The organism is Bifidobacterium aemilianum, from assembly GCF_003315635.1.
GTDB lineage: Bacteria > Actinomycetota > Actinomycetes > Actinomycetales > Bifidobacteriaceae > Bifidobacterium > Bifidobacterium aemilianum.
Genome location: NZ_PDCG01000003.1, coordinates 1 through 22,651, shown reverse-complemented (window position 1 = coordinate 22,651; position 22,651 = coordinate 1). Strand labels below are relative to the sequence as shown.

Here is a 22,651-nt window from a genome sequence, read left to right as displayed (position 1 = left end):
CACCGCCGTATGCCTTCAGCGACTCGTGCTTGCTGGCCGCCGGTCAGGCGTCGATGAAGCGGGCGTCGTGGGCGTTGCGTTGGATGAAGAGCCGCCGGGGCTCCACCTCGTCGCCCATGAGCATGGAGAAGGTCTCGTCGGCCTGAGCCGCATCCTCAATGGTGATCTGCTTGAGGATACGGTGGTCGGGGTCCATGGTGGTCTCCCAAAGTTCCTGGTAACTCATCTCGCCCAGGCCCTTGTAGCGTTGGATGCCCTCGCCCTTGGGCAGCTGACGGCCCTTGGACTTGCCCTCGGCCAGGACACGGTCACGTTCCGCGTCCGTGTAGACGAAGTCGTGGGGTCCCTTGGTCCATTTGAGCCGATAAAGCGGCGGCATGGCCACGTAGACATAGCCGGCGTAGATCATCGGCCTCATGTAGCGGAAGAAGAGGGTGAGGTTGAGGGTGGCGATATGGGCGCCGTCCACATCCGCATCGGCCATGATGATGACCTTGTGGTAGCGGACCTTGTTGATGTCGAAGTCCTCGCCGTAGCCAGCGCCCACGGCCGTGATGAGGGACTCGATGGTGTCCGACTTCATCATGCGGTCGATGGAGGCCCGCTCCGTGTTGAGGATCTTGCCTCGCAGGGGCAGGATGGCCTGGGTGATGGGGTTGCGGCCCTGGATGGCGGAGCCGCCTGCGGAATCACCCTCGACGATGAAGAGCTCGCACTCCTCCGGGTTGTTGGACTGGCAGTCCTTGAGCTTCTCCGGCATGCCGGCCGTCTCGAAGATAGACTTGCGCCGTGTGGACTCACGGGCCTTCTTGGCTGCGATCCTGGCGTGTGCCGCCTCAATGCCCTTTTGGATGATGCTCTTGGCCTCGTTGGGATGGGCGTCAAACCAGTCGCTCATACGCTCGGTCATGACCCGCTGCACGAAGGTCTTGGCCTCGGAGTTGCCGAGCTTGGTCTTGGTCTGGCCCTCGAACTGGGGGTTGGTCAGCTTGACGGATACCACCGCCGTCAACCCCTCGCGCACATCATCACCGGAGAGGTTCTCGTCCTTCTCCTTGAGGATGCCCTTGTCTCTGGCATAGCGGTTGACCAGTGAGGTCAGGGCCGCGCGGAAGCCCTCCTCATGGGTGCCACCCTCGGTGGTGGAAATGGTGTTGGCGAAGGTGTGGACCGATTCGGAGTAGGCTGCCGTCCACTGCATGGCGATCTCGGCGGAGATGCCGAGCTTTAGATCCTCGGCCTCCAGGTCGATGATGTCCTCCTCAATGGGAGTGGCCTTGCGGGACTTGACCATGTAGTCGACGTAGTCCTTGATACCGTTCTCGTAGAGGTAGGTGACCGACTGGTGTTCGGGCCTGCTCTCCTCGTCGTCCTTGCCGGCGACCTCATCACCGGCCATGTCGGTCTCCCGCAGGTCGGTCAGGCTGATCTTCAGACCCTTGTTGAGGAAGGCCATCTGCTGGAAGCGGGCCCTGAGCGTCTCGAAGTCGTAGATGGTGGTCTCGAAGATCTTGGGATCGGCCCAGAAGGTTACGGAGGTTCCGGTAGCCTCGCCCTCGGCCAGGGGGGAGCCCTGCTTGAGGGGGGCAATGGAATGCTGGTCCTTGAAGCTCTGGGTCCAGTGGTAGCCCTGCCGACGCACCTCGACATCAATGCGGGTGGAGAGGGCGTTGACTACGGAGATGCCCACGCCATGCAAGCCGCCGGAGACCGCGTAGCCGCCGCCACCGAACTTGCCGCCCGCATGCAGCTTGGTCATAACGGTCTCCACGCCGGAGACCCCCTCGCCGGGGACTTCATCAACGGGGATACCACGGCCGTCGTCGACCACCTTGATGCCGTTGTCGGGCAGGATGGTCACTTCGATATGGGTCGCGTACCCAGCCAGGGCCTCATCGATGGAGTTGTCGACGATCTCATAGACCAGGTGGTGCAGACCACGGGGCCCGGTGGAACCGATGTACATGCCGGGGCGGATGCGCACGGCCTCCAGGCCCTCAAGCACCCGCAAATCGCTGGCATCGTAGTGATCAGGCGACAGGGAGTCATCCAATTGGGCATCCTGAAGCTTCTCCTGACCGGTCTGATCCGTGTCCTGCTCGGCCTTTTCGCTGGTCTTCAGCGAATCCTCATCCTCAAGATCTGCCACAAGCTTCCTTCCTGCATTTCCTCTCGTCTGAGAGGCTTCACAACAAGCCTTGGGTCCTAAAACACAAATAAAGGGGGTTTTAAGAGCCTTAGACCTACTGCGTGTGATTCTACTAGTGCATGGGGACTTTGCGCCTATGAGCTAAGCTCAGCTGAATCTGCGTATTCAACGGCTGACCAAGCCGGATCCATAACCACCATAGCGCCGACCATAACGGCTTCCAAAGCTGCCATTGTGGGGGCCGGTCACTTTAATCTCCCTGATCTCCAGGCCTTCCAAGCGTTGGCGTATGGTCGCGGTCAGTTGGGGAATCATGTAGGTCAGCTGGGTGGCCCAGATTTGCGATTCCGCCCGGATGGTCAGCAGGCCATCCTCATAGGAGACCACCTGGGAATGCTGGGCTATGCCCGACCCAACCACCTGGTCCCAATGGTTGCGCAACTGGGCGATCTTCATGTGCGGCACCCAGCCGCCCTGGGCCGCCATGCTACCGAACAGGCCGGCGAAGCTCTTGGGATCACGTCCCGGCTTGCCAAAGCTTTCCCAGGCCAGCTCCCGATCCTTCTCCTGGTACTTGACCTGCTTGGCCCTCTCGTCGATTTTGTTGAATACCAGGGCTGGGAGCTTGCGGGGGTCCAGGTGCAGTTTGCGTGCTATGGGCTCCTCCATCAGCCTGCCACACCTCCATGAGCCCCTGCCGGACGGCCTTCCCCGGGCTCAGCCTGGCCTGCTCCGCCAGATCGCTCGGTCCGCAGGGCCTGGATCTGCCGCTCGAAGGCTGCCGATTCTTCCTTGTCCAAGTCGTCCTGGGCCTTGAGGGCCGCCACATCAATGATGTTGGCTTCCTCCTTGAGGGGAATATCGGAGGCCGCTGCAACGGTGATGAGCACCTGGTCCTGGCCCTGGGCGAAATCCAGGATCTGCTCGCGGCGGTTCTGGTCCAACTGAGCGAAGACATCGTCGAGGATGACAATGGGCCTGCTGCCCTGGCTATCGGCGATCTCTTGGAAGAGGGCCATTTTCAGGGCCAGGGCCAGGGTCCACATCTCCCCATTGGAGGCGAAGTCCCGGGCTGGCATACCCCCCAGAACGACTTCCACATCGTCGCGTTGCGGGCCAATCAGGTTCTGCCCCCTGGCCAGCTCCCCCGGGTAGATCCGTTGGAAATGCCGGCTTATCTCCATGTTTGGTTCGTCGGCAGCGAAGACCTCCTCAAAGGAGGGCCGGTAGGTCAATCCGGCATGCTGGAGGCTGCCCACCAGCTGATCGTATATGCGGGTGAAGGGCCCGGCCAGACGTTCGACCAGGAGGGCCCGGCTCTTGGTCAGGGCCACGCCGGCTTCGATGAACTGACCGGTCCAGATCTCCAGACCACTCAGCTGCCCATCGAGGGGGGTCTCCATGTCCGACAACTGTTTGAGGAGGACGGCCCTCTGCTTGGCTATGCGGTCGAACTGCTGCAACTCCTGCCAATACCCGGCAATGAGCTGGCTGCCGGCCTGGTCAAGGAAGTTTCTGCGGCCTGCCGGTTCGCCGGCGATCAGCCGCTGGTCCTCGGGAGTGAAGGAGATCGAGGGAACCAGACCCACCACATCGCGCATGTAGAGGGAGTTACCCCCATTGATACGGGCACGATTGGCCCCCCTGGCGGCGATGGTGACCTCATAGGAGGTCAGCTTGTTGGCCTTCTGGCCTGTGGATTCCTTGTCGCTGGAATCCTCGTTACCGCAATCCCTATCGCCATCTTCGGCAGCTTTGACAGCCGGGGTTTCCACGACATTGGCCCGGATTGTTGCGGTCTTCTCCCCCCGTTCCACCAAGGGCAGGGAGGAGGAGCTGCGGTGGCTGGACCCGGTCGACAACACAATCACCGATTCGACGATATTGGTCTTGCCTAGGCCATTGCTGCCCTGCAGGATGTTCACCCCAGGCTGCAGATCAATCAGGCAATGCCTCCAGGAACGGAAATGGTCAAGGGCCAAGCGGGAGATATACACTCAACCCCTCCTTGCAGCATGCTCGCGGCATTCCTCATTGGCGGACCCGGCGGCCACCAAACCGGTTCACAGCAGTGATGTCCCGCCATGCGAGGCATCGGTAGACGCTCAGTTGTTGAAGCGCATGGGCACCAGCAGATAACGGTAGTCCATGGATTCGTCGGAATCCGCCTCCTGCTGACCATTGAATTCCACCGGCTTGACGGCCGTGGTCATCTTCATACGCACGAAGGGCTCAGTGATGGCACTCAAGCCTTCGATCAGGTAGACGGGGTTGAAGGCTACAGTAATCTCATCGCCATCCATGTCGATGTCCAGGGTCTCGGAGGCCTGGGCCTCGTCCGCAGCACCTGCCGACATGGACAGTTCCTGACCGCTGAAGACCAGGCGGATGGGGGCGTTGCGTTCCGCCACCAGGGAGACGCGCTTGATGGCGTCGATGAAGGTCTGCCGGCCGATAACGGCCTGGATGGGGTATTCATCTGCGAAGAGCCGATCCACCGCTGGGAACTCGCCATCAATGAGCTGGGAGGTGGAGATGCGGCCGGCGTTCTCGAAGCCCAGAAGGGACTGGTTCTCGGTGTCGAAGTTGACGATGAGGTTCTGGTGCTCGTCCAGGGACCTGGCCACATCTCGCAGGAGGGAGCCACGAACCAGGGTGGTGGTGTCCAGATCATTGTTCTTGGGAGTCCAGGAGAAGGTGGACCGGGCCAAACGGAAGCGGTCGGTCGAGGTCATGGTGACCTTGTCGCCCTCAAATTGGATGCGGATGCCGGTCAGGACCGGGCGGTTCTCCTCACGGGAGACGGCCACACCGGCCTGGGTCACCGCCTGCACAAAGGTGGGCGCGTCGACCTGGCCCAACTGCTCGGGCATGGACGGCAGGTCCGGGTACTCCGATTCAGGCATGAGCTGGAGGTTGAAGGTCGACTTGCCGGACTTGATGATCAGGCTGGTGTCGGAGGTCTCCAGGTAGGTCTTTTCAGCGGGCAGTGATTTGGTGATGTCAGCCAGAAGTTTGCCCAGCACCAAAATCGAGCCGGATTCGTCCACGCCAGCCTCGATATGGTGACGGGCTGAGATTTCGTAATTGAAAGCGGAAAGCTGGAGATTGCCTTCGGCTGCGTCAAGTTTGACACCAGCAAGGATTGGATTGGCCGGACGGGCATCAATGACCCTGGTGGTCCAGGCCACAGCCTCGGCCAGAGCCGCGGAATCAATTTCGACTTTCATGGGTCTCCTTGGGTAGACGTCGGATTCTTCCTGCCATTCTAGCTGGCTTTCATAGGTTGTGATTTGTTTTCGACCCCGGCACTTGTTGTGATGGTGGTGAGCTTTGTATGTATTTAGGGTAATCGTAGTAATAAGCACGGTGGATACGGTGGATAAGTTCCTTCAGGCAAGGTGGCAGAGGGGTGGAGACCAGAAGAAGAGATGTGGATAAGTGCTGGAGTTGATGTGGATAAATTACCGAGTTATCCACAGCTGTCGGTTGCCCCTGAAGATATCAACATTTTTCACTGAGAAATCCACGATTTATCCACCGCTTTTTGCTCACTCGTCCACGAGTTGTCCGCAGGCTTTACCCACATTTGTGAATAACTATGTGGATAACTCTTCCCATAATTCATGCCCTATACGGTGTGTCGGAGGACTGCGCACACCGATGTGCCGGCAGCCATGCGGATGGCCTATTCCTTGCCGCCCTGCTTCAGTCTGACGGTCAATTCCATGACGTAGTTGTAGATCTCCTGCTTTTCCTGCATCTCGTTGGAGATGCGGGTGTAGGCATGCATGACGGTGGTGTGGTCGCGGCCACCGAAGACCTCGCCGATGTCGACCAGACTCATGGAGGTCATCTCCCGGCCTAGGTACATGGCGATCTGACGGGCCAAAGCCACGTTCTTGGTACGGGCGCGGCCGACCAGATCGTCGAAGGTCAGGTGGAAGTACTTGGCCACCTGGGCGATGATGTCGGTGGGTTTGATCTCCACGTCCATGGTTAGGAAGTCCTGCAGGGCCTGTTCGGCCAGGGCCCTCGATACCGGTTGGTTGCTCAGGGAGGCTACAGCGGTGACACGGGTCAGGGCGCCTTCCAGCTCGCGAATGTTCTCGGTGGCTCGCTCGGCGATCAGGTCCAGGGCATCATTGGGGATGACCATGTTGGTGTTGGCGGCCATCATGCGAAGGATGGCGATGCGGGTCTCCAGGTCTGGCGGCTTGATGTCGACCGTCAGGCCGGCCTCGAAGCGGGAGATAAGCCTGGTCTCGAAGCCCTTGAGGTTCTTGGGTGGCACGTCCGAGGCGATGACGATGCGCTTGTTGGCCTGATAGAGGGCGTTGAAGGTGTGGAAGAACTGGTCCAGTGTGGATTCCTTGCCGCCCAGGAACTGGATGTCGTCGATCAAGAGCACGTCCACCTGCCGGTATCTGCGGTTGAAGTCGGCGATCTGACCCTGGCTTTGGCTGGGGTTTTGCAGGGCCTCGATGAATTCGTTGGTGAATTCCTCGCTGGTGACATAACGGACCTTGAGATTGCGGTCCTTGACCAGGGCGTAGTTGCCGATGGCGTTCAGCAGATGGGTCTTGCCCAGGCCGGGGCCCCCATAGATACAGAGGGGGTTGTAGTCCTTGCCGGACCCTTCGGCCACCGCCAGGGCCACCGTGCGGGCGAAGCGGTTGGAGTCACCTGGAACAAAGGTGTCGAAGGTGGCGTTCTTGTTGAGGTGGGTCTGTGGATCCTGCAAGACCTTGTTGGGGTCGATGGGGTCCAACTGGTCCAGGGGGGCCATGGGGGTGGTGAAGGTATCGACCGGTTCCACAGCTTGGGCTGCTGGGGTTGGAGTGAATTGGACTGCCGCCGGGGCCGTGGCCGGCTCGGCGACGGGCTGGTCCTCAGGCTGTGGCTGTGGGTCTGATGGTTCGACTGGCTCCTGGCTGACCTGGGGGAAGTTGTCGGGTGCGATCTTGAAGGCGGGGAACATGGCCTGCCCACTGACTGTCTGCAGGGCCTTGAGCAGTGGGTCGTTCAACTCGTTCTGCAGGGCCTGCCTCGTGGCCGTATTGGCCAGGGACAGCACGATCGTGTTGCCGAAGACGGCCTCGGGCACCACATCCTGAAGCCAGCCCTTGTCCCTGGAGGTCAGACTGGTGCTTGCCTTGAGCAGTGTCAAGGTGTCGGACCAGATTCTCTCGGCCTCCTGCGAGGGGTCATTCGATTCAGCCGCCATGGTTGATACCCACTCTCCATCGTCTCGACACGTCACTCCACGTTCCATGTCATGCCTCATCAGCTGCTCAATGCGGTCCCTCCCGGTGTTCCCCCTGACTCCAGGTGACAGGCTGTGATGCATGCACAATAGAAATTTGTACTCGCTGGTCTGGAAGTTATCCACAGCCTCGCGTGTTGCAATGACTCAAATGTGAATAACATGCCTGTAATTTGTGGATAACTTTTCGATGCTGGCGACTGGAATTTCAACGTTTATGCACATGCTTCCCTGACGGAGAGGTCGGACTTGTCCACCTGTAATTTTCCTGAACCCATCAAGTGGATAAGTTGTGGATAAGTCGTGGATAAGTCCTGTGAACGAGCTGTCGTTTTGACTAAAGGTCAGGGGTAAGAGTAGCTTGGTATAGCTTGACTCAAGAGGAGCCGTGTATTGGCATGGCTGAAAACCGGGAGTGTTAGATATGAAGAGGACTTTCCAACCCAACAACCGCCGTCGGCACATGAAGCACGGCTTCCGTGCCCGTATGCGTACCCGTTCCGGCAGGGCCCTGATTAACCGTCGCCGTGCCAAGGGTCGTTCTGTCCTGTCCGCCTGACAGCGACAGCAAAAGGTGTGGAACGGCTTAGGAGTCATCAAGATTTCACGACCGTGCTGAAAAGCCGCCGCAAGGTCAGCCAGAAAGACATTGTCCTCCACTACCTGCTCACGGGGAAACCCGGGCAGTCCGGTGAGGGAGCTGAACCCTTGGAATACCAAGGGTCAAGGAGAATGGGTCTGGCTGTATCCAAGGCAGTGGGCAATGCGGTCAAGCGAAATGCGGTCAAACGCAGGTTCCGCGTCCTGGCCTGTGCCTACGAGGATCGGCTGCCGGCATCCTGTGATCTGGTGCTTCGGGCTAAACCCAGTGCGGCGACAGCGAGCTTCCAATCCCTTGAAGAGCAGGTCTCGACCCTCTTCGAGGCGGTAAGTGGCAAGGAGCGTGCCCGTGCCTTGAGGCATCTGGCGCAAGGGCAACCGGCGAACGCATCCGACCGCAGTGGGCAAGGGTCGCCGCCTTCGTCTCAATCCACTCCTGTGGTGGCTAGGGGGGTGGTGGCCTGATGGTACGGACCATATCAAGCATAGACACCACCCCCCAGGCAGGGAATTCAAGTCAGTCCAGTCTCGGATTAGCCTCTATCAGCGTCATCCGCTGGTATCAACGGCATCTGTCCCCAGCCAATCCAGGCTGCTGTCGCTATTACCCTAGCTGTTCCGCCTATGCCATCCAGGCTCTGGAGCGATACGGAGCCATGCGTGGAGGGATGCTGGCCCTGTTGCGAATCCTGCGTTGCAGGCCATGGAGTGCCGGCGGCATTGACGATGTTCCGCAACACTATTCGTTGTTCTATCGGTTTTCCTGGTCAAAGGCGCATGAGAAGCCGCGACTGACTCCCTTGGCTTGGACGACTGACCAGAAGGCAAAGGAGAAAGCCTGATGCTGAACCAGGACCAGTTCCTACTCGACAATGGGTTCTTCGGGTGGATCTACAAGATATTGACGCCCATCGAGTGGCTGATGACGCAGGTCATCGCCCTCTTCCATAAGCTCCTGACCATGGTGGGCATGCCAGCGATCGGTTCCTCATGGATCCTGTCCATCATCTTCCTGGTTCTGGTGGTCCACGCCTTCATTCTCCCGATCTATATCAAGCAGATGAAGTCCATGCGCAAGATGCAGGCCCTGCAGCCCAAGATGCAGCGGATTCAGAACAAGTACAAGGGTAAGAACGACCAGGCCAGCAAGGAAGCACTGGGCCGTGAGATGCAGCAGTTCTACAAGGAGAACGACTTCAACCCTGCCGGTTCCTGCCTGCCCATGCTGGTCCAGGGCCCGGTCTTCATGTGCATGTTCTACACCCTGTCGGCCATCCCCTTCATCGCACGCGGCAAGCGGGCGGCCCTTGGCGCCTTCGATGTGGAGACCGCCAGGCAGTTCTCAGAGACCAAGCTCCTCGGTGTGGGTGTCTCCGACACTTTCTCATCCGCGAATGTCAGCGGCCGCATTGTCATGGGTGTCTTCATCTTCCTCATGTGCCTGTGCATGTGGTACATGCAATTCAACAACATGCGCAAGAACCTGCCCAAGGAATCCCTTGAGGGCCAGCAGCTCATGATGCAGCGGATGATGACCTGGGGTATGCCCCTCATGTACATCTTCTCCGGTGTAACCATGCCCTTCGCCGTGCTGGTCTACTGGTTGACCAACAACATCTGCAATATGCTCCGCTCCCTCTGGCAGGTCTACTCTTTCCCGACCCCCAACTCCCCGGCGGCCTTCGCCAAGGAGGAGCGGGACCACCGTAAGGAGAACGAGCGGCGGGCAAAGGCCGGCCAGGTCTCCCTGGAGGAAGAGGAGCTCATCCAAGCTAAGGAACTTGCCGAGCGCAAGGAGACCGAAGGCTACCAGCGCAAGCAGCCCCAGCGCAAGAAGAAAAAGAAATGATTCGATCCAGGTGCAATCCGAACCAGTGAGCACTGTAGGATATGAAGCAAGGACTGTGTAGATAGTGCCGAAGGTAAAGGAGTAATGCAATGGGTCTGGATGACGAGAGGACCATCGATCAGCTCAATGAAGAGGCTGATATTGCTGCTGACTATTTGGAGGGTCTGCTTGATATCGCCGACTTTGAAGGCGACATCGAGATGGGTGTTCGTAACCATAGGCCGACAGTTCAGATCGTGGCCGATGATGACACCGACATCAAGCTGTTGATTGGACGTAAGGGTGAGGTTGTTGATGCGCTGCAGCAGCTGACCCGCCTGGCCGTGCAGGAGAAGACCGGGGAGCGCTCCCATCTGATCCTTGATGTGGACGGCTACCTGAAAAAGCGTCGTGAGCGCCTGCAGGATATGGCCTTGGACACCGTTGATGAGGTGCGTGATACAGGCAAGACCGTTGACCTCAAGCCCATGAACTCCTTTGAGCGCAAGATCGTGCATGATCTGGTTCGTAAGGAGGGGCTCAAGTCCCGGTCCCATGGCGAGGAGCCTCATAGGTATGTGAGCGTATACCTGCCTGCCAAGTCGGCGGAAGGCGAGCCTGAGGAAGACGACGAAATTCTGGATGCCGTTGGGCCAGAGGACATGGATACCGACTACACCAGTTCCAGGCGCCGGTCCCACAATGATGCTGATGTCGAGCTTGAAACGGACCTGATTGAGGTTGATGCTGTTGAGGACGAGGCCGAGCTGAATGGCGAAGAAGGGAAAGAGTAGTTTGTTTCTCTTGTTGGCATGGGATATTGAGGCGATTGCATGATGTATGAGGCTAGCGGGGCCATAGACCAGTTGCAGGGATCGCCGGTTCTGGCTGAATGTTTAGGCGATGCTTTGCCCAGCTTGCAGGTCTTCCATGACAAGCTGGCCGCCGAGGGTGAGCTCCGTGGAATCATAGGCCCAAGGGATATTTCCATTATTTGGGAGAGGCACATCCTCAACTCGGCAGCGATTGTTCCCTTCCTCCGTGATGAGTTCGCTGATGCCAAGAGCTGTCGGGTGGCAGATGTTGGCAGTGGTGGTGGTTTCCCCGGTATTGTGGCAGCCGCCTGCCTGCCGGAGGAGCAGTTCACCTTGATCGAGCCCATGGAACGGCGGATCGAATGGTTGCATGAATGCATCAGTGAGATGGGTCTGAAGAATGTGCAGGTGATTCGCCAGCGTTCAGAAGATCTTATCGCCGATATGAGTAAGTACACCTCCAAGACCAGGCCCTTCGATGTGGTTACCTGCCGGGCCGTTGCGCCTATGACCAAGCTGGTTCCTTGGACCCTGCCCCTCCTGGTTGCCGGAGGGAAACTCATAGCCCTCAAGGGCAGATCAGCACAGGCAGAAATTGACAAGGCCAGCAAGGTGATCTCCAAATACCATGGTTGTCAGGCCCATGTGCTCGATGCCCCAGTAGGCCCAGGTCTGGAACCCACCCATGTGGTAGTAGTCGACAAAGCTAAGTAATCTTCGTGGGGTCCCCCTATCCATTCACGTCAAAGTAGTCTATTCACGGCAAGCTGTTTCACGTGGAATATCTCCACGCTGTGTTGAGAAAACGAGCACATCGTTGTAGCGATCGTATATGTCTTATTGATATATAGCTCTATGCTTCATATGAAACCTTGTTGGTCTTGCTTACCGTATGAATTGATCCACGGTATTGCGCCAAGGTGCAACTTACTTGGTTTGCCAGCATTATCAACATAGGTCTGTATAGCAAGTGAGGAGAATCTGCATATTATGGTTTTGGCCACCATACCAATTCTCCGTGATGACATGTCGATTTTTCATGTGAAACACTGACAGATATGCACTGAACAAGGTTGCTGCCTGTTCTTTGTGTAGAGCCGACTTAGTTGATCAGTGTGGAAGGTCGCGATTCTTTGCGGCTGTGATGATGAGGTTGTTTGTTGTGACCAGGATAGCTGTTGCTAAAGCAGTTCGCGGAATGGTGTGGGAGTGTTTCACATGAAACGTCGAGGAGAATTGATGGCTGACCACTATGATGAGACGTAGTGAGGTTAGTGATGGTTTGATTAGCACAATGATGAACATCATTGATCGTTCTAATGATGATATGAATGTTGAGATGTACGTCAGCATAGCCAACGTCGGGAATGACATGTCTGTGTTTCACGTGAAACAATGGATGGATGAATTTCCGTCGAAGAGAATGCATGTCTGTTGTAAGTAGAGGAAGTCTGCGAGATATATGTGGACGGAGGGGATTCCTCAGCGAAGACAAAGAAATGGTTTTGTTCTGAGTAGGTTAAGCATGTGTAATATCACTCCGAGAGTGAGCCGATAATGTTTCACGTGAAACATCGGCGTGAATCGCTTACTGGATGCAATGTTGCAGGCTTTTGCGCAAAGGTGCCGTTTAGTTTGCAGCTTGGTCAACATAGTTCGGTGTGTCTGGCGGTGAGATTCTGATTATTGGGTCTGCTCAGCTGTACCAATACTCAGTGACGGTCCTTCTAGTATTTTACCTGAAACAATGACCAATATGCACCGAATGCAGATACAGTTTGTTCTTTGTGTAGAAGTGACTTGGCTGGTCCGTGCAGATGGGCGTGATTCTCGGTGGATGTGATGAAGAGGTTGCCTTGTAAGCGGGTGAGCAACTGTTATATAAGTTCATGAAAATGGCGAGGGAGTGTTTCACGTGAAACATCGCAGTGAATTGCTTACTGAATGTAGTAACTCCCTGTGGTGAGGAAGGGGGCCAACTGTTTAGTATGAACGATGAACATAGTTAATTTGCGGGAATGATGAGATTTCCTATGTTGAGATGGAAATCAGTCATGGCAGTTTCGAGAATAACATGTCGAGTGTGTCACGTGAAACAATGGATGAATTACTGCATAAGAGGGTGTGGATTTGTCCTCTTTAGGGATAATCTGCCTAGTCTTTGTGGAAGAGATTGGATTCTTTGCGGCTGTGATGATGAGGTTGTTTTGTCGATACCAGGTTAGTCACCGCAATATCTATTCAGGTGAACGATAATATAGTGTTTCGTGTGGAATAAGCAATGACAATTTTGGTAAGGCATGTTGAAGGTCTTTACAGGGGGAAGAGACGTAGTGCTGATATGCCTCATCGACAATAGTTTGCTTGTTCTGATGAGGTGATTGTAATCAGTCAGATAATGCTATATCAGTTGTCATCATGGCTAGGTGAGTGTTTCATGTGAAACATCGGAGGATGCTTGCTTCCAAGGTCGAACCGGTTTGGCAGTGGTGTGGGAGGTGATGTTTCATGTGAAACATTGTGGTTGGTTCTGGCTTGGGGTAGCTCTGTCGGCTGAACTTGAAGAATTGGGTTAAGGCGTTTGCTCATGCAGGCTAATTTGGTCTGTGGATCGTCTGGTGGAGGAGAGGGACTGATAGAGACTTATCCACAATTCAGGGTAGGCCAAATAAATTATCCACATTTTGTTCCTTCTTGCGACGTATGAGAGGGAAGCCAATGAATTCAAGGCTTCCGTACGTCTGTTTCAATGCTTATCCACAGTAGTCCACATTACTTATCCACACTTATCCACATTCATCCCCATGTGCTTTTGGGACTTGCATATGTCCACACGAGCGAAGAAACTGGATGTACTGAAGTATCAATAGTAAGATGAAGCGTCTGGCGGTCTGTTAGGGGGCGTCATAGAATCGAGGAATTATGGAGTCCGCCTCTGAGACCATTAAGAGGATCTTCGGCGATGACAGCCAATCCCTCGGCCAAGAGATGGCCGATGAGCAGACCAGGTATCTGGCGCTCGAGCAAGCCCGTTTCACCAGACCATCAAGCACACGCTACATTGCGGTTGCCAATCAGAAGGGTGGTGTTGGCAAGACCACCACTACGGTGAACCTGGCTGCGTCGTTCGCCAAACATGGCCAGAGGGTCCTGGTAGTTGATATGGATCCCCAAGGGAACGCTTCGACAGCCCTGGGGGCCCAACACGGTAATGGTGAGCCATCGGTCTACGATGTCATCGAGGGCAGGAAAACCATTGCCGAGGCTGTGCAGACCTGCCCTGATTTCGAGAAACTGGACGTTGTACCAGCTTCCATCAATCTCAGCGGTGCGGAGTTGGAAGTTGCTGATATGCCCAACCGAACCGACCTGCTGAAGACGGCTTTGGATGAGTACACAAAGAATGCCAAGCCCCGCTATGACTATATCTTCGTGGATTGCCCACCCAGCTTGGGCCTGTTGGTCATCAATGCCATGTGTGCGGTAACTGAGATGCTGATTCCCATCCAGGCTGAGTATTATGCCCTGGAAGGCTTGGGGCAGTTGATCAACACCATTGGTCTAGTGCAAGAACACTACAATCCCGTCCTCCTGGTGTCCACCATGCTGGTGACCATGTACGATCGCAGAACACTCCTGAGCAAGGAGGTCTTCGATCAGGTGAGAGAGCACTATCCGAATATCGTCTTGAATACGGTCATTCCCCGAACAGTCAAGATTTCCGAGGCTCCCAGCTTTGCGCAGTCGGTGGTGGCCTATGACCCAAGGGGTATGGGAGCCATCTCATACGGAGAGGCGGCTTTGGAGATTTCACGGCGATCATCGCAGGTCTTGAAGACCATCGAGGCAAGAAGGCAGGGTTTGAACTGATATGACCAGTGCATCACGTTTAGGAAAAGGTCTCGGAGCTCTGTTCCCCACCCTGCCGGGCCAGGATACGCCAACAGCAGCGAAGTCCGCCGCCAGTACCCAGCACAGCGGCAAGAGGGGGAAGAATGTTTCACGTGAAACATCTGTGACTTCCAGCAAGACAGCCACGAAATCCAAGAGCGCAGGTGGTTCGGCCAAGAAGACCAGCGCAGCTGCCTCAACAGCTTCCGGCAGAGAATCAGTCAAGAAGAAAGGTGGCCGGTCAGCAAACAGTAGGCAAGAGATGGGGTCCGCGGACCAGGTGAAGGCCCCTGCCAGCCGGAGTCGGAACACAGTAGCAGCCATTGACTCAGATCAGTCCGTAGCCAGCACGAGGAGCAAAAAGACTAAAACGGCTTCCTCCAGTGTAGTCCAGCATGAGGCCAAGCATACTCGTAAGGCCATTCCCAGCCTCGAGGATATAGCCCATCCTTTGGATGTCTTCTTTGGTGGCGGTGGTCAACCGGCAGACACGGGCAAGGCGGCAGCAGGCGCAAAAACCGCCTCTACGGGGGGTACAAGAGCCCAGAAGGCCAATCCTGAGTCCGAGTCCGGCCCAGCCGAGAAAGCGGCAGGAGATGCCCCTGCACGGATTGATGAGCTGAAACCTGTGGCAGGCGGCTATCTGGCTGAACTGAAACTGGACCAGGTTGGTCCCAACCTCTACCAGCCCAGAACCATCTTCGACGAGGACGAGCTGAGGGAACTTGCCCAGTCCATAACCGAGGTTGGTGTACTGCAGCCCATCGTGGTTCGCAAAAGGCCTGCCGACCAGCACGAGAAAAACAGTGATTCGGCTGCCGATGAGGCTCGCTGGGCCCAGTACGGGCACACCGAGTACGAGATCATCATGGGTGAGCGCCGCTGGCGGGCATCCCGCCTGGCAGGCATGGAAACCATCCCTGCCATCGTGAAGACCACCGCAGATGACGATATGCTGCGTGATGCCCTCCTGGAGAACCTCCACCGAGTGGCGCTCAATCCCTTGGAAGAGGCTGCCGCCTACCAGCAGATGATTGAGGAATTCGGCCTGACCCAGGCCCAGCTTTCCAAGTCGGTTTCCAAGTCACGGCCGCAGATAGCCAATACCCTCCGCCTGCTCAACCTCCCAGGCGTGGTGCAGAAGAAGGTGGCCGCCGGGGTGCTTTCGGCCGGTCACGCTAGGGCTCTGCTGGGCCTTACGGATGAAGCCGAGATGGAGTCCCTGGCCAACAGGATCATCAGCGAAGGCCTCTCCGTCCGGTCGGCTGAGGAAATCGTCGCCATGAAGACCATGGGCAAGGAGCAGAAGCCCAAGGAGAAGTCCCAGGCCAAGAATCCCTGGGCCCAATCACCCCAGCAATCCATCTTGGAGAACAGATTTGACACCAAGGTCTCCATCAAGGGCACCCGGAAGCACGGTCGTATCGAAATCGTCTTCTCATCCCCGGAGGACATGGACCGTATCATGGCCCTGCTGGTTCCCGAAGCTGAGAGCAAGTCCGCCAGCAATGAGCAGTGGGTGTGAGGCAGGAATCATCCGCTGGTGAGCAAGGCAGCGAATCCTCTGAGAACAGCCGTCTGACAGGCATCGTTGTCCTGATATAGACAAAGCGGGTTGTGGCGATATGCCACAACCCGCTTTGTGCAAACTATAGCTTAGTTCAGCGCATCTTGGATATCTTCGGTGCCGGTCAGGTAGGCCTGGGCATCCAGGGCCGCCCTGCAGCCCATTCCGGCCGCGGACACAGCCTGGCGGTAGACGCTGTCCACCACATCTCCGGCTGCGAAGACCCCGGGCATGGAGGTTCGGGTGGAGGCTCCCTCAAGGGCGATATAGCCCTTGTCGTCCAGTTCCAGTGCCCCGCCCAGGAAGTCGGTCAGGGGGGTGTAGCCGATGGCCACGAAGATGCCAGAGGCAGGCAGGATGGAGACCTCACCGGTCTTCACGTTCCTGATGGTCACCGATTCGGCGCTACCGTCCGTTCCCTTGACCTCCTCCACGACGGAATCAAGGACGAAGGAAATATTATCGTTGGACTTGGCCCGGTCCACCAGGATCTTGGTGGCGCGGAACTCGTCACGACGGTGGATCAGAGTGACCGAGGATCCGAACCTGCTCAGGAACTCAGCCTCCTCAAAAGCTGAGTCGCCACCGCCAACCACCACAATCGGCTTGCCCTTGAAGAAGAATCCGTCGCAGGTGGCACAGTAGGAGACGCCACGGCCGGAATACTCCTGCTCGCCGGGAACGCCAAGCTTCCTGACCTGGGAGCCGGTGGTGACGATGACCGACTTGGCATGGTAGACATCGCCCTGGTCGCAGGTCACGGTCTTGACGGGGCCTTCAAGGTTGACGGAGACCACATCATCCCAGACAATCTCAGTACCGAATTTCTCTGCCTGCCGCTGCATGGCATCCATCAGGTCAGGACCCATGATTCCATCCGGGAAGCCGGGGAAATTCTCGACCTCGGTGGTGTTGACCAGCTGGCCGCCGGGGGTCAGGGCGCCCGCAATGAGCAGAGGCTGGTAACCGGCCCTAGCCATGTAGATGGCGGCGGTATACCCGGCAGGGCCGGATCCGATGATTACTACTTGTTGCTCCGTATTAGTCATGGCTCCAAGAATATCAGTTTCGTCCCATCAGCCATGAGCCTTCAGCGCAATCCTGCACTCAGGTGCACCAGTGGTAAGGAACCGACAATGACCGGGACCGGCCGTGCGACGGGCCTGTCAGTGTGACGAGTTTGCGGTGTGCTTGGTTTTGGTGTGATGAGTCGGCGGTGAGAGGGTCATACGTTGTGACTGTCCAGCGGTGCGAGGGGTCTGATGGTGTGATCGGCTTGCGATGCGACTGGCATTACAGTGTGTGGGCCTGCGGCGTGGGGCCTGTCGGTGTGACGGGTCCCACGGGTGTGACGGTATGACAGGTCTGCGGTGTGATGGTGTGACGAGCCTGACGGGTGTGATCGGCCTGCGTGGCGACGAGTCGGTGATGCCAGGGGCCGATGGTGGACAGGCTGGAGCCTGGCGGCGCCGAGACCGGCCTTCAGCCCTGCACTCGATCCTGCCGCAGCACGGATTCGGCAAGGCGGGAATACAGATCCGCCAGGTCATAGCCGGTGGCCAAGGCGGCCTTGGGCAGGAGGGAGGTGTCCGTCATGCCCGGGGTTACATTGGATTCCAGGAACTGGGGACGCCCCTGCCCGTCCACAATGAAGTCGGTCCGGGAAATGTCCCGCAAGCTCAGGATTCTATGGGCCTGCAGGGCGGCCTCCTTGACCGCGTCCAGGGTCTCCTGGGGCAGGCGGGCCGGCACGTAGAAGTCCGTGGGACCCGGCGTGCAGCGGGCCTCGTAGTCGTAGGTCCCATTGGGGGTCACGATCTCCAGGGGGGGAAGGACCAGCGGCTTCCCGTCGAATTCCAGGATGGAGACCGAGACTTCGGTGCCGGTGACGGCCCGTTCAACCAGGGCCGTATCCGCGTAGGCGAAACAGTCGATCATGGCCTGGGCCAATTGGTCGGCCTCGGTGACCAGGGTGCAACCCATGGCGGAGCCACCATAGATCGGCTTGACGAAGAGGGGAAGCTGCAGGGTATCGACCAGAAGATCCATGATCTCCCGTACGCCCAGCTCACGGAAGAGCTCTTCGGGCAGGGTCACGGACACGGGAGTGTGGAGCTGCCCCACCTTGCGGACCACGTTCTTGGCGATGGGCTTGTTCCAGGCGGTACCAGAGGCCTTGGCCCTGGAACCCACATAGGGCAGGCGCTCAAGCTCCAGCAGGTCGCGGATGGAACCGTCCTCACCCTTGGCCCCGTGCAGGAGAGGCCAGACCAGGTCGGGCCGGGTGGCTGGGTCGGAGAGGTAGGGCAGGAGGGAGGCATCCATGTCGTGGTAGCGCACGTTCCAGCCGGCGTCATGGAGGTAGCCGCCCACCCGGTGCCCTGAGCTGATGGAGATGTCGCGCTCGTGACTGGAGCCACCGCAAATAATCAGAATGCTGGTCTCGCTCCGGGCCTTAAGAGCCATCGTATTGCCGGCAGCCTCGGTCAGTGCAGCCTCGTCTGGCCCGAGGTCAGCGGTCATCTCTGCAACCGGTTCCGTAAACCCTTGGGTTACTGCTTTCTGCCCTGCAGACCTTTGCGTGGCTGCAGCCGGCTCCCGCGCCTGTGCAGCCCTAGCCTGGGTCTTCGCCATATCCGCCCTACTGGTGGTCATTTGCCCTCCTTATGCCCTGATCCTGTGGTCCCCTAGTGTGAGTCGAAAGCGGCCCCAACACTCGTCTTCCACAGTCTCATAAGTCTCGTCGGTCCTCACTAGTCATCGCTACCCATCCCCAGTCTTTACCGGTCCTCGCCGCTCGTCAAGGCTCACCACCCGCCATCCGTCCCTTTGCCCTGCCGCCTACCGGCCCCAAAGAGCTCAATGGTCTTGCGTTCGGCATCCATCACGGTCGACAGCCGCCGAACTCCCTCGAGGATCTGCTCGGGTGTCGGGTAGCAGAAGGAAAGCCGCATGTGGTCGCTGCCCTGCCCATCCATGTAGAAGCCGGTGCCAGCCACGTAGGCCACCTTGGCGGTGATGGCCCGGGGGAGCATGGCCTTGGAGTCAAGCCCCTCGGGAATCTTCAGCCAAATGTAGAAGCCACCCTTGGGCTTGTGCCACGAGCAGTAGGGCAGGTATGTTCGAAGGGCGGCATCCATGGTCTCGCACCGTTCCTTGTACATGCCCCGGTAGTCGTTGATCTGCTTGCGCCAGTCGAAGTTGTCCAGGTAGGTGGAGATGGTCATCTGGCTCATATTGGGCGGGCAGAGTATGGAAGCCTCGTTGGCCAGGATGAGTTTGTGGCGGATGCCCGCGGGCGCCACCATCCAGGCGATCCGCATACCGGGTGCGATGATCTTGGAGAAGCTGGACAGGTAGACCACATTCTCGGCGTCCATGGACCGCAGGGCCGGGTAGGTCTGCCCCTCGAAGCCCAGCAGTCCGTAGGGGTTGTCCTCAACGACCAGCACATGGTATTTACGGGCGATCTCCAGGACCCTGGGCCGGCGTTCCACACTCATGGTCACACCAGCCGGGTTGTGGAAGTTGGGGACGGTATAGAGGAATTTGACCTTCTTGCCGAGCTTGCGCTGGCTGATGATGGCCTCCTCGAAGGACTCGGGCACCAATCCGTCCTTATCGAGCTCCACATTGACCACATCGACCTGGAAGGATTGGAAGACACCCAGGGCTCCCACATAGTTGGGGGCCTCGGCCAGGACCACGTCGCCCGGGTCGCACATGATGCGGGTGATGAGATCCAGCCCGTTCTGGGAGCCGTTGGTGATGACCACGTCATCGGCTTGAATGTCTTTGATGCCCTCCAGCTCCATGATCTGCAGGACGTCCTCACGCAGGTGGGGGTCGCCTTGGGCGGAGCCATACTGCCAGGCCTGGTCGCCCTTGTCGACGAGCATCTTGGCGATGAGCTGGGAGAGCTCCTTGAAGGGGAGGTAGTCCAGGTAGGGCATGCCGCCGGCCAGCGATACCACGTCCGGCCGGGTGGCTACTGCGAAGAGGGCCCTAATCTCCGAGGCCCGCATGGCGTCGGCCCGTTGCGCGTAGGAATCATACCAGGGGTCGTTCCTGATGACGGTCGTCGGGGTCTGTGTCTCGTCTGCCATTCCCATAGCCTTTCCGGGCGGATCGGTGCCGGCGGTCCCTCTGCCCACAGAGCGCAGGCCCGGGGAAGTCCACGGCCTACACAAGCAATAGACAAAACTCTAACCCAAGAGCCGGCGCTGGTCATCACCCTGCTCAAAGTCACACCATCCTGACACGCGAATTGAGTCACTACCGGCCAGTCTGCCGGCGCAGGGGTCTGTGCTATGGCAGGGAGATTACGGGCAGGACCCGCCGAAATTGTTCTGATGGGTCCCGGGCATGGGCAAGCAGTAGTTGCCTCGCTGGTGATTGCCTTAGCCTTGGACCTCGCGGCGGGCGCGGGCCACGGCGTAGAGGCTGATGCCGGCGGCCACGGAGGCGTTGAGGGACTCGACCATGCCGGAGATCGGGATGCCGGCGATGGAGTCGCAGGCCTCACGGACCAAGCGGCTGAGCCCCTTGCCCTCGGACCCCAGGACCACAATCAGCGGGTCGGTCTCAAAACCAGTCTGGCCGACTTCCTTGTCACCACCACCGTCAAGGCCGACGGCGTAGTAGCCGCGTTCCTGAAGGCTTTCGATGGCCTTGGTCAGGTTGACCACGCGGGCGACGGGCAGGTGGGCGGCGGCACCGGCCGAGACCTTCCATGCGGCGGCCGTAACGGAGGCGGAGCGGCGCTCGGGCAGGATGACGCCAGAGGCGCCGAAGGCTGCCGCGGAACGGATCACGGCACCCAGGTTCTGCGGGTCGGTGACCCCATCAAGGGCAATGAAGAGGGGGCGTGCGGCCACCTGGGTCTTCAGGGACTTGACACCCTTGAGGGAGTCCGCCTTCTTCTCGGCCCGGTTCACCAGCTCCTGCAAGGAGGAGTACTGGTAGGGCTGCACCTTGAGGACCACGCCCTGGTGGTTGCCGGACCGGGCGATGCGGTCCATCTCCAGCCGGTCGGCTTCCAGAAGGTTCAGGCCTTGGATGCCCGCTAGCCGCACGATGTCGCGGGTGCGGTCATCATGCTCCAGCCGGGAGGCAATGTACAACTGTGAGCTGGGAACGCCGACCTTCAGGGCCTCCAGCACGGCATTGCGGCCGATGACCAGGTCGTCGGAATCAGAAGTGAACTTGGCGACCCGGCGGCGGGCTGCGATACGTGGATCCGCGGCCTTGCGACGGTCTGCCGCCTTCTTGGCCTTGTAGGCCTTGTGATACACCCGGTCTTCCGCCCGGGGGGTGGGGCCCTTGCCCTTCAACGCATTGCGGTGTTTGCCGCCCGAACCCTTGGTCGGGCCTTTCTTCGTAGCCATGGGCCCATTATCTCAGGACCCCCCGGCAAGCGGCCACCGGGGAATCGTGCCGTCGGCAGCCGACTGGCACCTTGGCCGGTGCTGGCTGGCGGCGGCGGGCAGGTCTATCTGTCAGTCATCGATCTGAGCCCGGTAGAAGTGCTCGTAGGAGCGCGAGGGGGTCGGTCCGCGCTGGCCCTGGTAGTGGGAGCCGGTGCCCTGTGAGCCGTAGGGGTGCTCGGCGGGGGACGACATCTGGAAGAAGCACATCTGCCCGATCTTCATGCCGGGCCACAGCTTGACCGGCAGGGTGGAGACATTGGAGAGCTCCAGGGTGATATGCCCCTCAAAGCCGGGGTCGATGAAGCCGGCGGTCGAGTGGGTCAGGATGCCCAGGCGGCCCAGGGAGCTCTTGCCCTCCAGGCGGGCGGCCACGGTGGGGTCAAGCTTGATGTACTCCCAAGTGGAACCCAGGGCGAATTCGCCGGGGTGCAGTATCCATGGCTCGCCAGGGGCCACGTCGAACTGCTCGGTCAAGGCTCCTTGGTTTTCAGCCGGGTCCACATAGGTGTAGGCATGGTTGTTGAAGAGCCTGAAGAAACGGTCCAGGCGCACGTCGATTGAAGCGGGTTGGACCATCTCCGGAGTCCAAGGGTCCAGCGAAATGTGACCCTGGGCCTGGGCGGCCAAAATATCCCGATCGGACAGCAGCATTGTTTCTCCTTGGTTGACCTGCGTGGGCATGTTGCGGTGGTGCCGGCCTAAGGGCTGGCCGGAGCCGGATGCCCTCCAGCCCTGCCCACCCAATCGCGGACCATGCGGCAAGCTCTCGCCCACCGCTGTAAGCAACAGTACAGTTCCAGTCTAGCGGCTAGCGGCGCAGACCAGGTAGTTGGATGGACCCGAATTGCATCGAAGCATCGCGCAAGGGCGACTGCCTGCCGTGTCGCCTTGATATGAGAGCGCCTCGCCTGGGTTGGGGCGGGGCGTTTGGGTTGGTGGCCCTGTCCTGGTTGTCCTGTTGGTGTGGGGTGGGGGTGTGGTTCCTGACCAATCCGGCCGGGCAGCGTGGCTTGGGCTACTACATGCACCTGAGCCAGCCGGCCGATGCCTACCGTTTTGTGATCAAGATCCGTTCCTCAGGCGGCCATGCCGCCCTGTTCGCAGGC

At 58.5% G+C, this 22,651-nt stretch carries 16 protein-coding genes and 2 pseudogenes; 8 read left to right on the top strand and 10 right to left on the bottom strand.

The features are described from left to right. Nucleotides 1-43: 43 nt before the first annotated feature. From gyrB to dnaA, 5 genes are all read right to left on the bottom strand, one after another. A complete protein-coding gene (gene gyrB, locus CRD60_RS03905; RefSeq protein WP_113860205.1) occupies nucleotides 44-2,122 on the bottom strand; it encodes a DNA topoisomerase (ATP-hydrolyzing) subunit B in 2,079 nt (692 codons plus the stop codon). 192 nt (nucleotides 2,123-2,314) lie between these two features. Then, a complete protein-coding gene (locus CRD60_RS03900; protein ID WP_113860011.1) occupies nucleotides 2,315-2,818 on the bottom strand; it encodes a DUF721 domain-containing protein in 504 nt (167 codons plus the stop codon). Further along, entirely contained in the window at nucleotides 2,818-4,146 is a 1,329-nt protein-coding gene (gene recF / locus CRD60_RS03895; RefSeq protein ID WP_113860010.1) for a DNA replication/repair protein RecF, read from the bottom strand. The genes CRD60_RS03900 and recF overlap by 1 nt, the downstream gene beginning before the upstream one ends. Before the next feature lie 108 nt (nucleotides 4,147-4,254). Beyond that, nucleotides 4,255-5,379, bottom strand: coding sequence for a DNA polymerase III subunit beta (gene dnaN / locus CRD60_RS03890; protein ID WP_113860009.1), 1,125 nt, complete (start codon nucleotides 5,377-5,379; stop codon nucleotides 4,255-4,257). A 458-nt stretch (nucleotides 5,380-5,837) separates the two neighbouring features. Next, the gene (gene dnaA / locus CRD60_RS03885) at nucleotides 5,838-7,376 is read right to left on the bottom strand and encodes a chromosomal replication initiator protein DnaA (RefSeq protein WP_113860008.1); all 1,539 of its coding nucleotides are present in this window, start codon (nucleotides 7,374-7,376) and stop codon (nucleotides 5,838-5,840) included. Nucleotides 7,377-7,839: 463 nt separating this feature from the next. Between dnaA and rpmH the strand changes: the two genes are divergently transcribed. The 8 genes and pseudogenes from rpmH to CRD60_RS03840 all read left to right on the top strand — a co-directional run bounded on the left by rpmH (nucleotide 7,840) and on the right by CRD60_RS03840 (nucleotide 16,074). After that, complete coding sequence (rpmH, locus tag CRD60_RS03880) at nucleotides 7,840-7,974, top strand: 50S ribosomal protein L34 (protein ID WP_113860007.1); 135 nt, start codon at nucleotides 7,840-7,842, stop codon at nucleotides 7,972-7,974. 17 nt (nucleotides 7,975-7,991) lie between these two features. Beyond that, nucleotides 7,992-8,354, top strand: a pseudogene (rnpA, locus tag CRD60_RS03875) (ribonuclease P protein component); the annotation flags it as partial. 125 nt (nucleotides 8,355-8,479) lie between these two features. Further along, the gene (gene yidD / locus CRD60_RS03870; RefSeq protein ID WP_113860005.1) at nucleotides 8,480-8,857 is read left to right on the top strand and encodes a membrane protein insertion efficiency factor YidD; all 378 of its coding nucleotides are present in this window, start codon (nucleotides 8,480-8,482) and stop codon (nucleotides 8,855-8,857) included. Next, complete coding sequence (gene yidC / locus CRD60_RS03865; RefSeq protein ID WP_113860004.1) at nucleotides 8,857-9,864, top strand: membrane protein insertase YidC; 1,008 nt, start codon at nucleotides 8,857-8,859, stop codon at nucleotides 9,862-9,864. The genes yidD and yidC overlap by 1 nt, the downstream gene beginning before the upstream one ends. A gap of 89 nt (nucleotides 9,865-9,953) precedes the next feature. Continuing rightward, nucleotides 9,954-10,481: pseudogene (locus CRD60_RS03860) on the top strand (Jag family protein); the annotation flags it as partial. A gap of 198 nt (nucleotides 10,482-10,679) precedes the next feature. Next, entirely contained in the window at nucleotides 10,680-11,372 is a 693-nt protein-coding gene (gene rsmG, locus CRD60_RS03855) for a 16S rRNA (guanine(527)-N(7))-methyltransferase RsmG (RefSeq protein WP_113860002.1), read from the top strand. Between the two features lie 2,208 nt (nucleotides 11,373-13,580). Then, the gene (locus CRD60_RS03845; RefSeq protein ID WP_113860000.1) at nucleotides 13,581-14,528 is read left to right on the top strand and encodes a ParA family protein; all 948 of its coding nucleotides are present in this window, start codon (nucleotides 13,581-13,583) and stop codon (nucleotides 14,526-14,528) included. Between the two features lie 283 nt (nucleotides 14,529-14,811). After that, nucleotides 14,812-16,074, top strand: coding sequence for a ParB/RepB/Spo0J family partition protein (locus CRD60_RS03840; RefSeq protein WP_407923169.1), 1,263 nt, complete (start codon nucleotides 14,812-14,814; stop codon nucleotides 16,072-16,074). 131 nt (nucleotides 16,075-16,205) lie between these two features. Here CRD60_RS03840 and trxB read toward each other — a convergent pair whose 3' ends face one another. The 5 genes from trxB to dcd form a co-directional block, all read right to left on the bottom strand. Further along, entirely contained in the window at nucleotides 16,206-17,165 is a 960-nt protein-coding gene (trxB, locus tag CRD60_RS03835; RefSeq protein WP_113859998.1) for a thioredoxin-disulfide reductase, read from the bottom strand. A gap of 433 nt (nucleotides 17,166-17,598) precedes the next feature. Beyond that, nucleotides 17,599-18,771 (bottom strand): D-alanine--D-alanine ligase family protein, encoded by a 1,173-nt coding sequence (locus CRD60_RS03830; protein WP_113859997.1) that lies wholly within the window; start codon nucleotides 18,769-18,771, stop codon nucleotides 17,599-17,601. Nucleotides 18,772-18,923: 152 nt separating this feature from the next. Continuing rightward, a complete protein-coding gene (locus tag CRD60_RS03825; RefSeq protein ID WP_113859996.1) occupies nucleotides 18,924-20,222 on the bottom strand; it encodes an aminotransferase-like domain-containing protein in 1,299 nt (432 codons plus the stop codon). Between the two features lie 294 nt (nucleotides 20,223-20,516). Continuing rightward, the gene (rlmB, locus tag CRD60_RS03820) at nucleotides 20,517-21,503 is read right to left on the bottom strand and encodes a 23S rRNA (guanosine(2251)-2'-O)-methyltransferase RlmB (RefSeq protein ID WP_113859995.1); all 987 of its coding nucleotides are present in this window, start codon (nucleotides 21,501-21,503) and stop codon (nucleotides 20,517-20,519) included. A 111-nt stretch (nucleotides 21,504-21,614) separates the two neighbouring features. After that, nucleotides 21,615-22,196, bottom strand: a complete 582-nt coding sequence (gene dcd, locus CRD60_RS03815; protein ID WP_113859994.1) for a dCTP deaminase — start codon at nucleotides 22,194-22,196, stop codon at nucleotides 21,615-21,617. Nucleotides 22,197-22,651: the final 455 nt, after the last annotated feature.

Coding starts and splice junctions, on each gene's coding strand:
- dcd (WP_113859994.1), bottom strand. CDS start 22,196: ATGCTGCTGTCCGATCGGGATATTTTGGCCGCCCAGGCCCAGGGTCAC.
- CRD60_RS03900 (WP_113860011.1), bottom strand. CDS start 2,818: ATGGAGGAGCCCATAGCACGCAAACTGCACCTGGACCCCCGCAAGCTC.
- CRD60_RS03840 (WP_407923169.1), top strand. CDS start 14,812: ATGGGGTCCGCGGACCAGGTGAAGGCCCCTGCCAGCCGGAGTCGGAAC.
- CRD60_RS03830 (WP_113859997.1), bottom strand. CDS start 18,771: ATGACCACCAGTAGGGCGGATATGGCGAAGACCCAGGCTAGGGCTGCA.
- yidD (WP_113860005.1), top strand. CDS start 8,480: ATGGTACGGACCATATCAAGCATAGACACCACCCCCCAGGCAGGGAAT.
- rpmH (WP_113860007.1), top strand. CDS start 7,840: ATGAAGAGGACTTTCCAACCCAACAACCGCCGTCGGCACATGAAGCAC.
- CRD60_RS03825 (WP_113859996.1), bottom strand. CDS start 20,222: ATGGCAGACGAGACACAGACCCCGACGACCGTCATCAGGAACGACCCC.
- dnaN (WP_113860009.1), bottom strand. CDS start 5,379: ATGAAAGTCGAAATTGATTCCGCGGCTCTGGCCGAGGCTGTGGCCTGG.
- trxB (WP_113859998.1), bottom strand. CDS start 17,165: ATGACTAATACGGAGCAACAAGTAGTAATCATCGGATCCGGCCCTGCC.
- CRD60_RS03845 (WP_113860000.1), top strand. CDS start 13,581: ATGGAGTCCGCCTCTGAGACCATTAAGAGGATCTTCGGCGATGACAGC.
- yidC (WP_113860004.1), top strand. CDS start 8,857: ATGCTGAACCAGGACCAGTTCCTACTCGACAATGGGTTCTTCGGGTGG.
- rsmG (WP_113860002.1), top strand. CDS start 10,680: ATGTATGAGGCTAGCGGGGCCATAGACCAGTTGCAGGGATCGCCGGTT.
- rlmB (WP_113859995.1), bottom strand. CDS start 21,503: ATGGCTACGAAGAAAGGCCCGACCAAGGGTTCGGGCGGCAAACACCGC.
- dnaA (WP_113860008.1), bottom strand. CDS start 7,376: ATGGCGGCTGAATCGAATGACCCCTCGCAGGAGGCCGAGAGAATCTGG.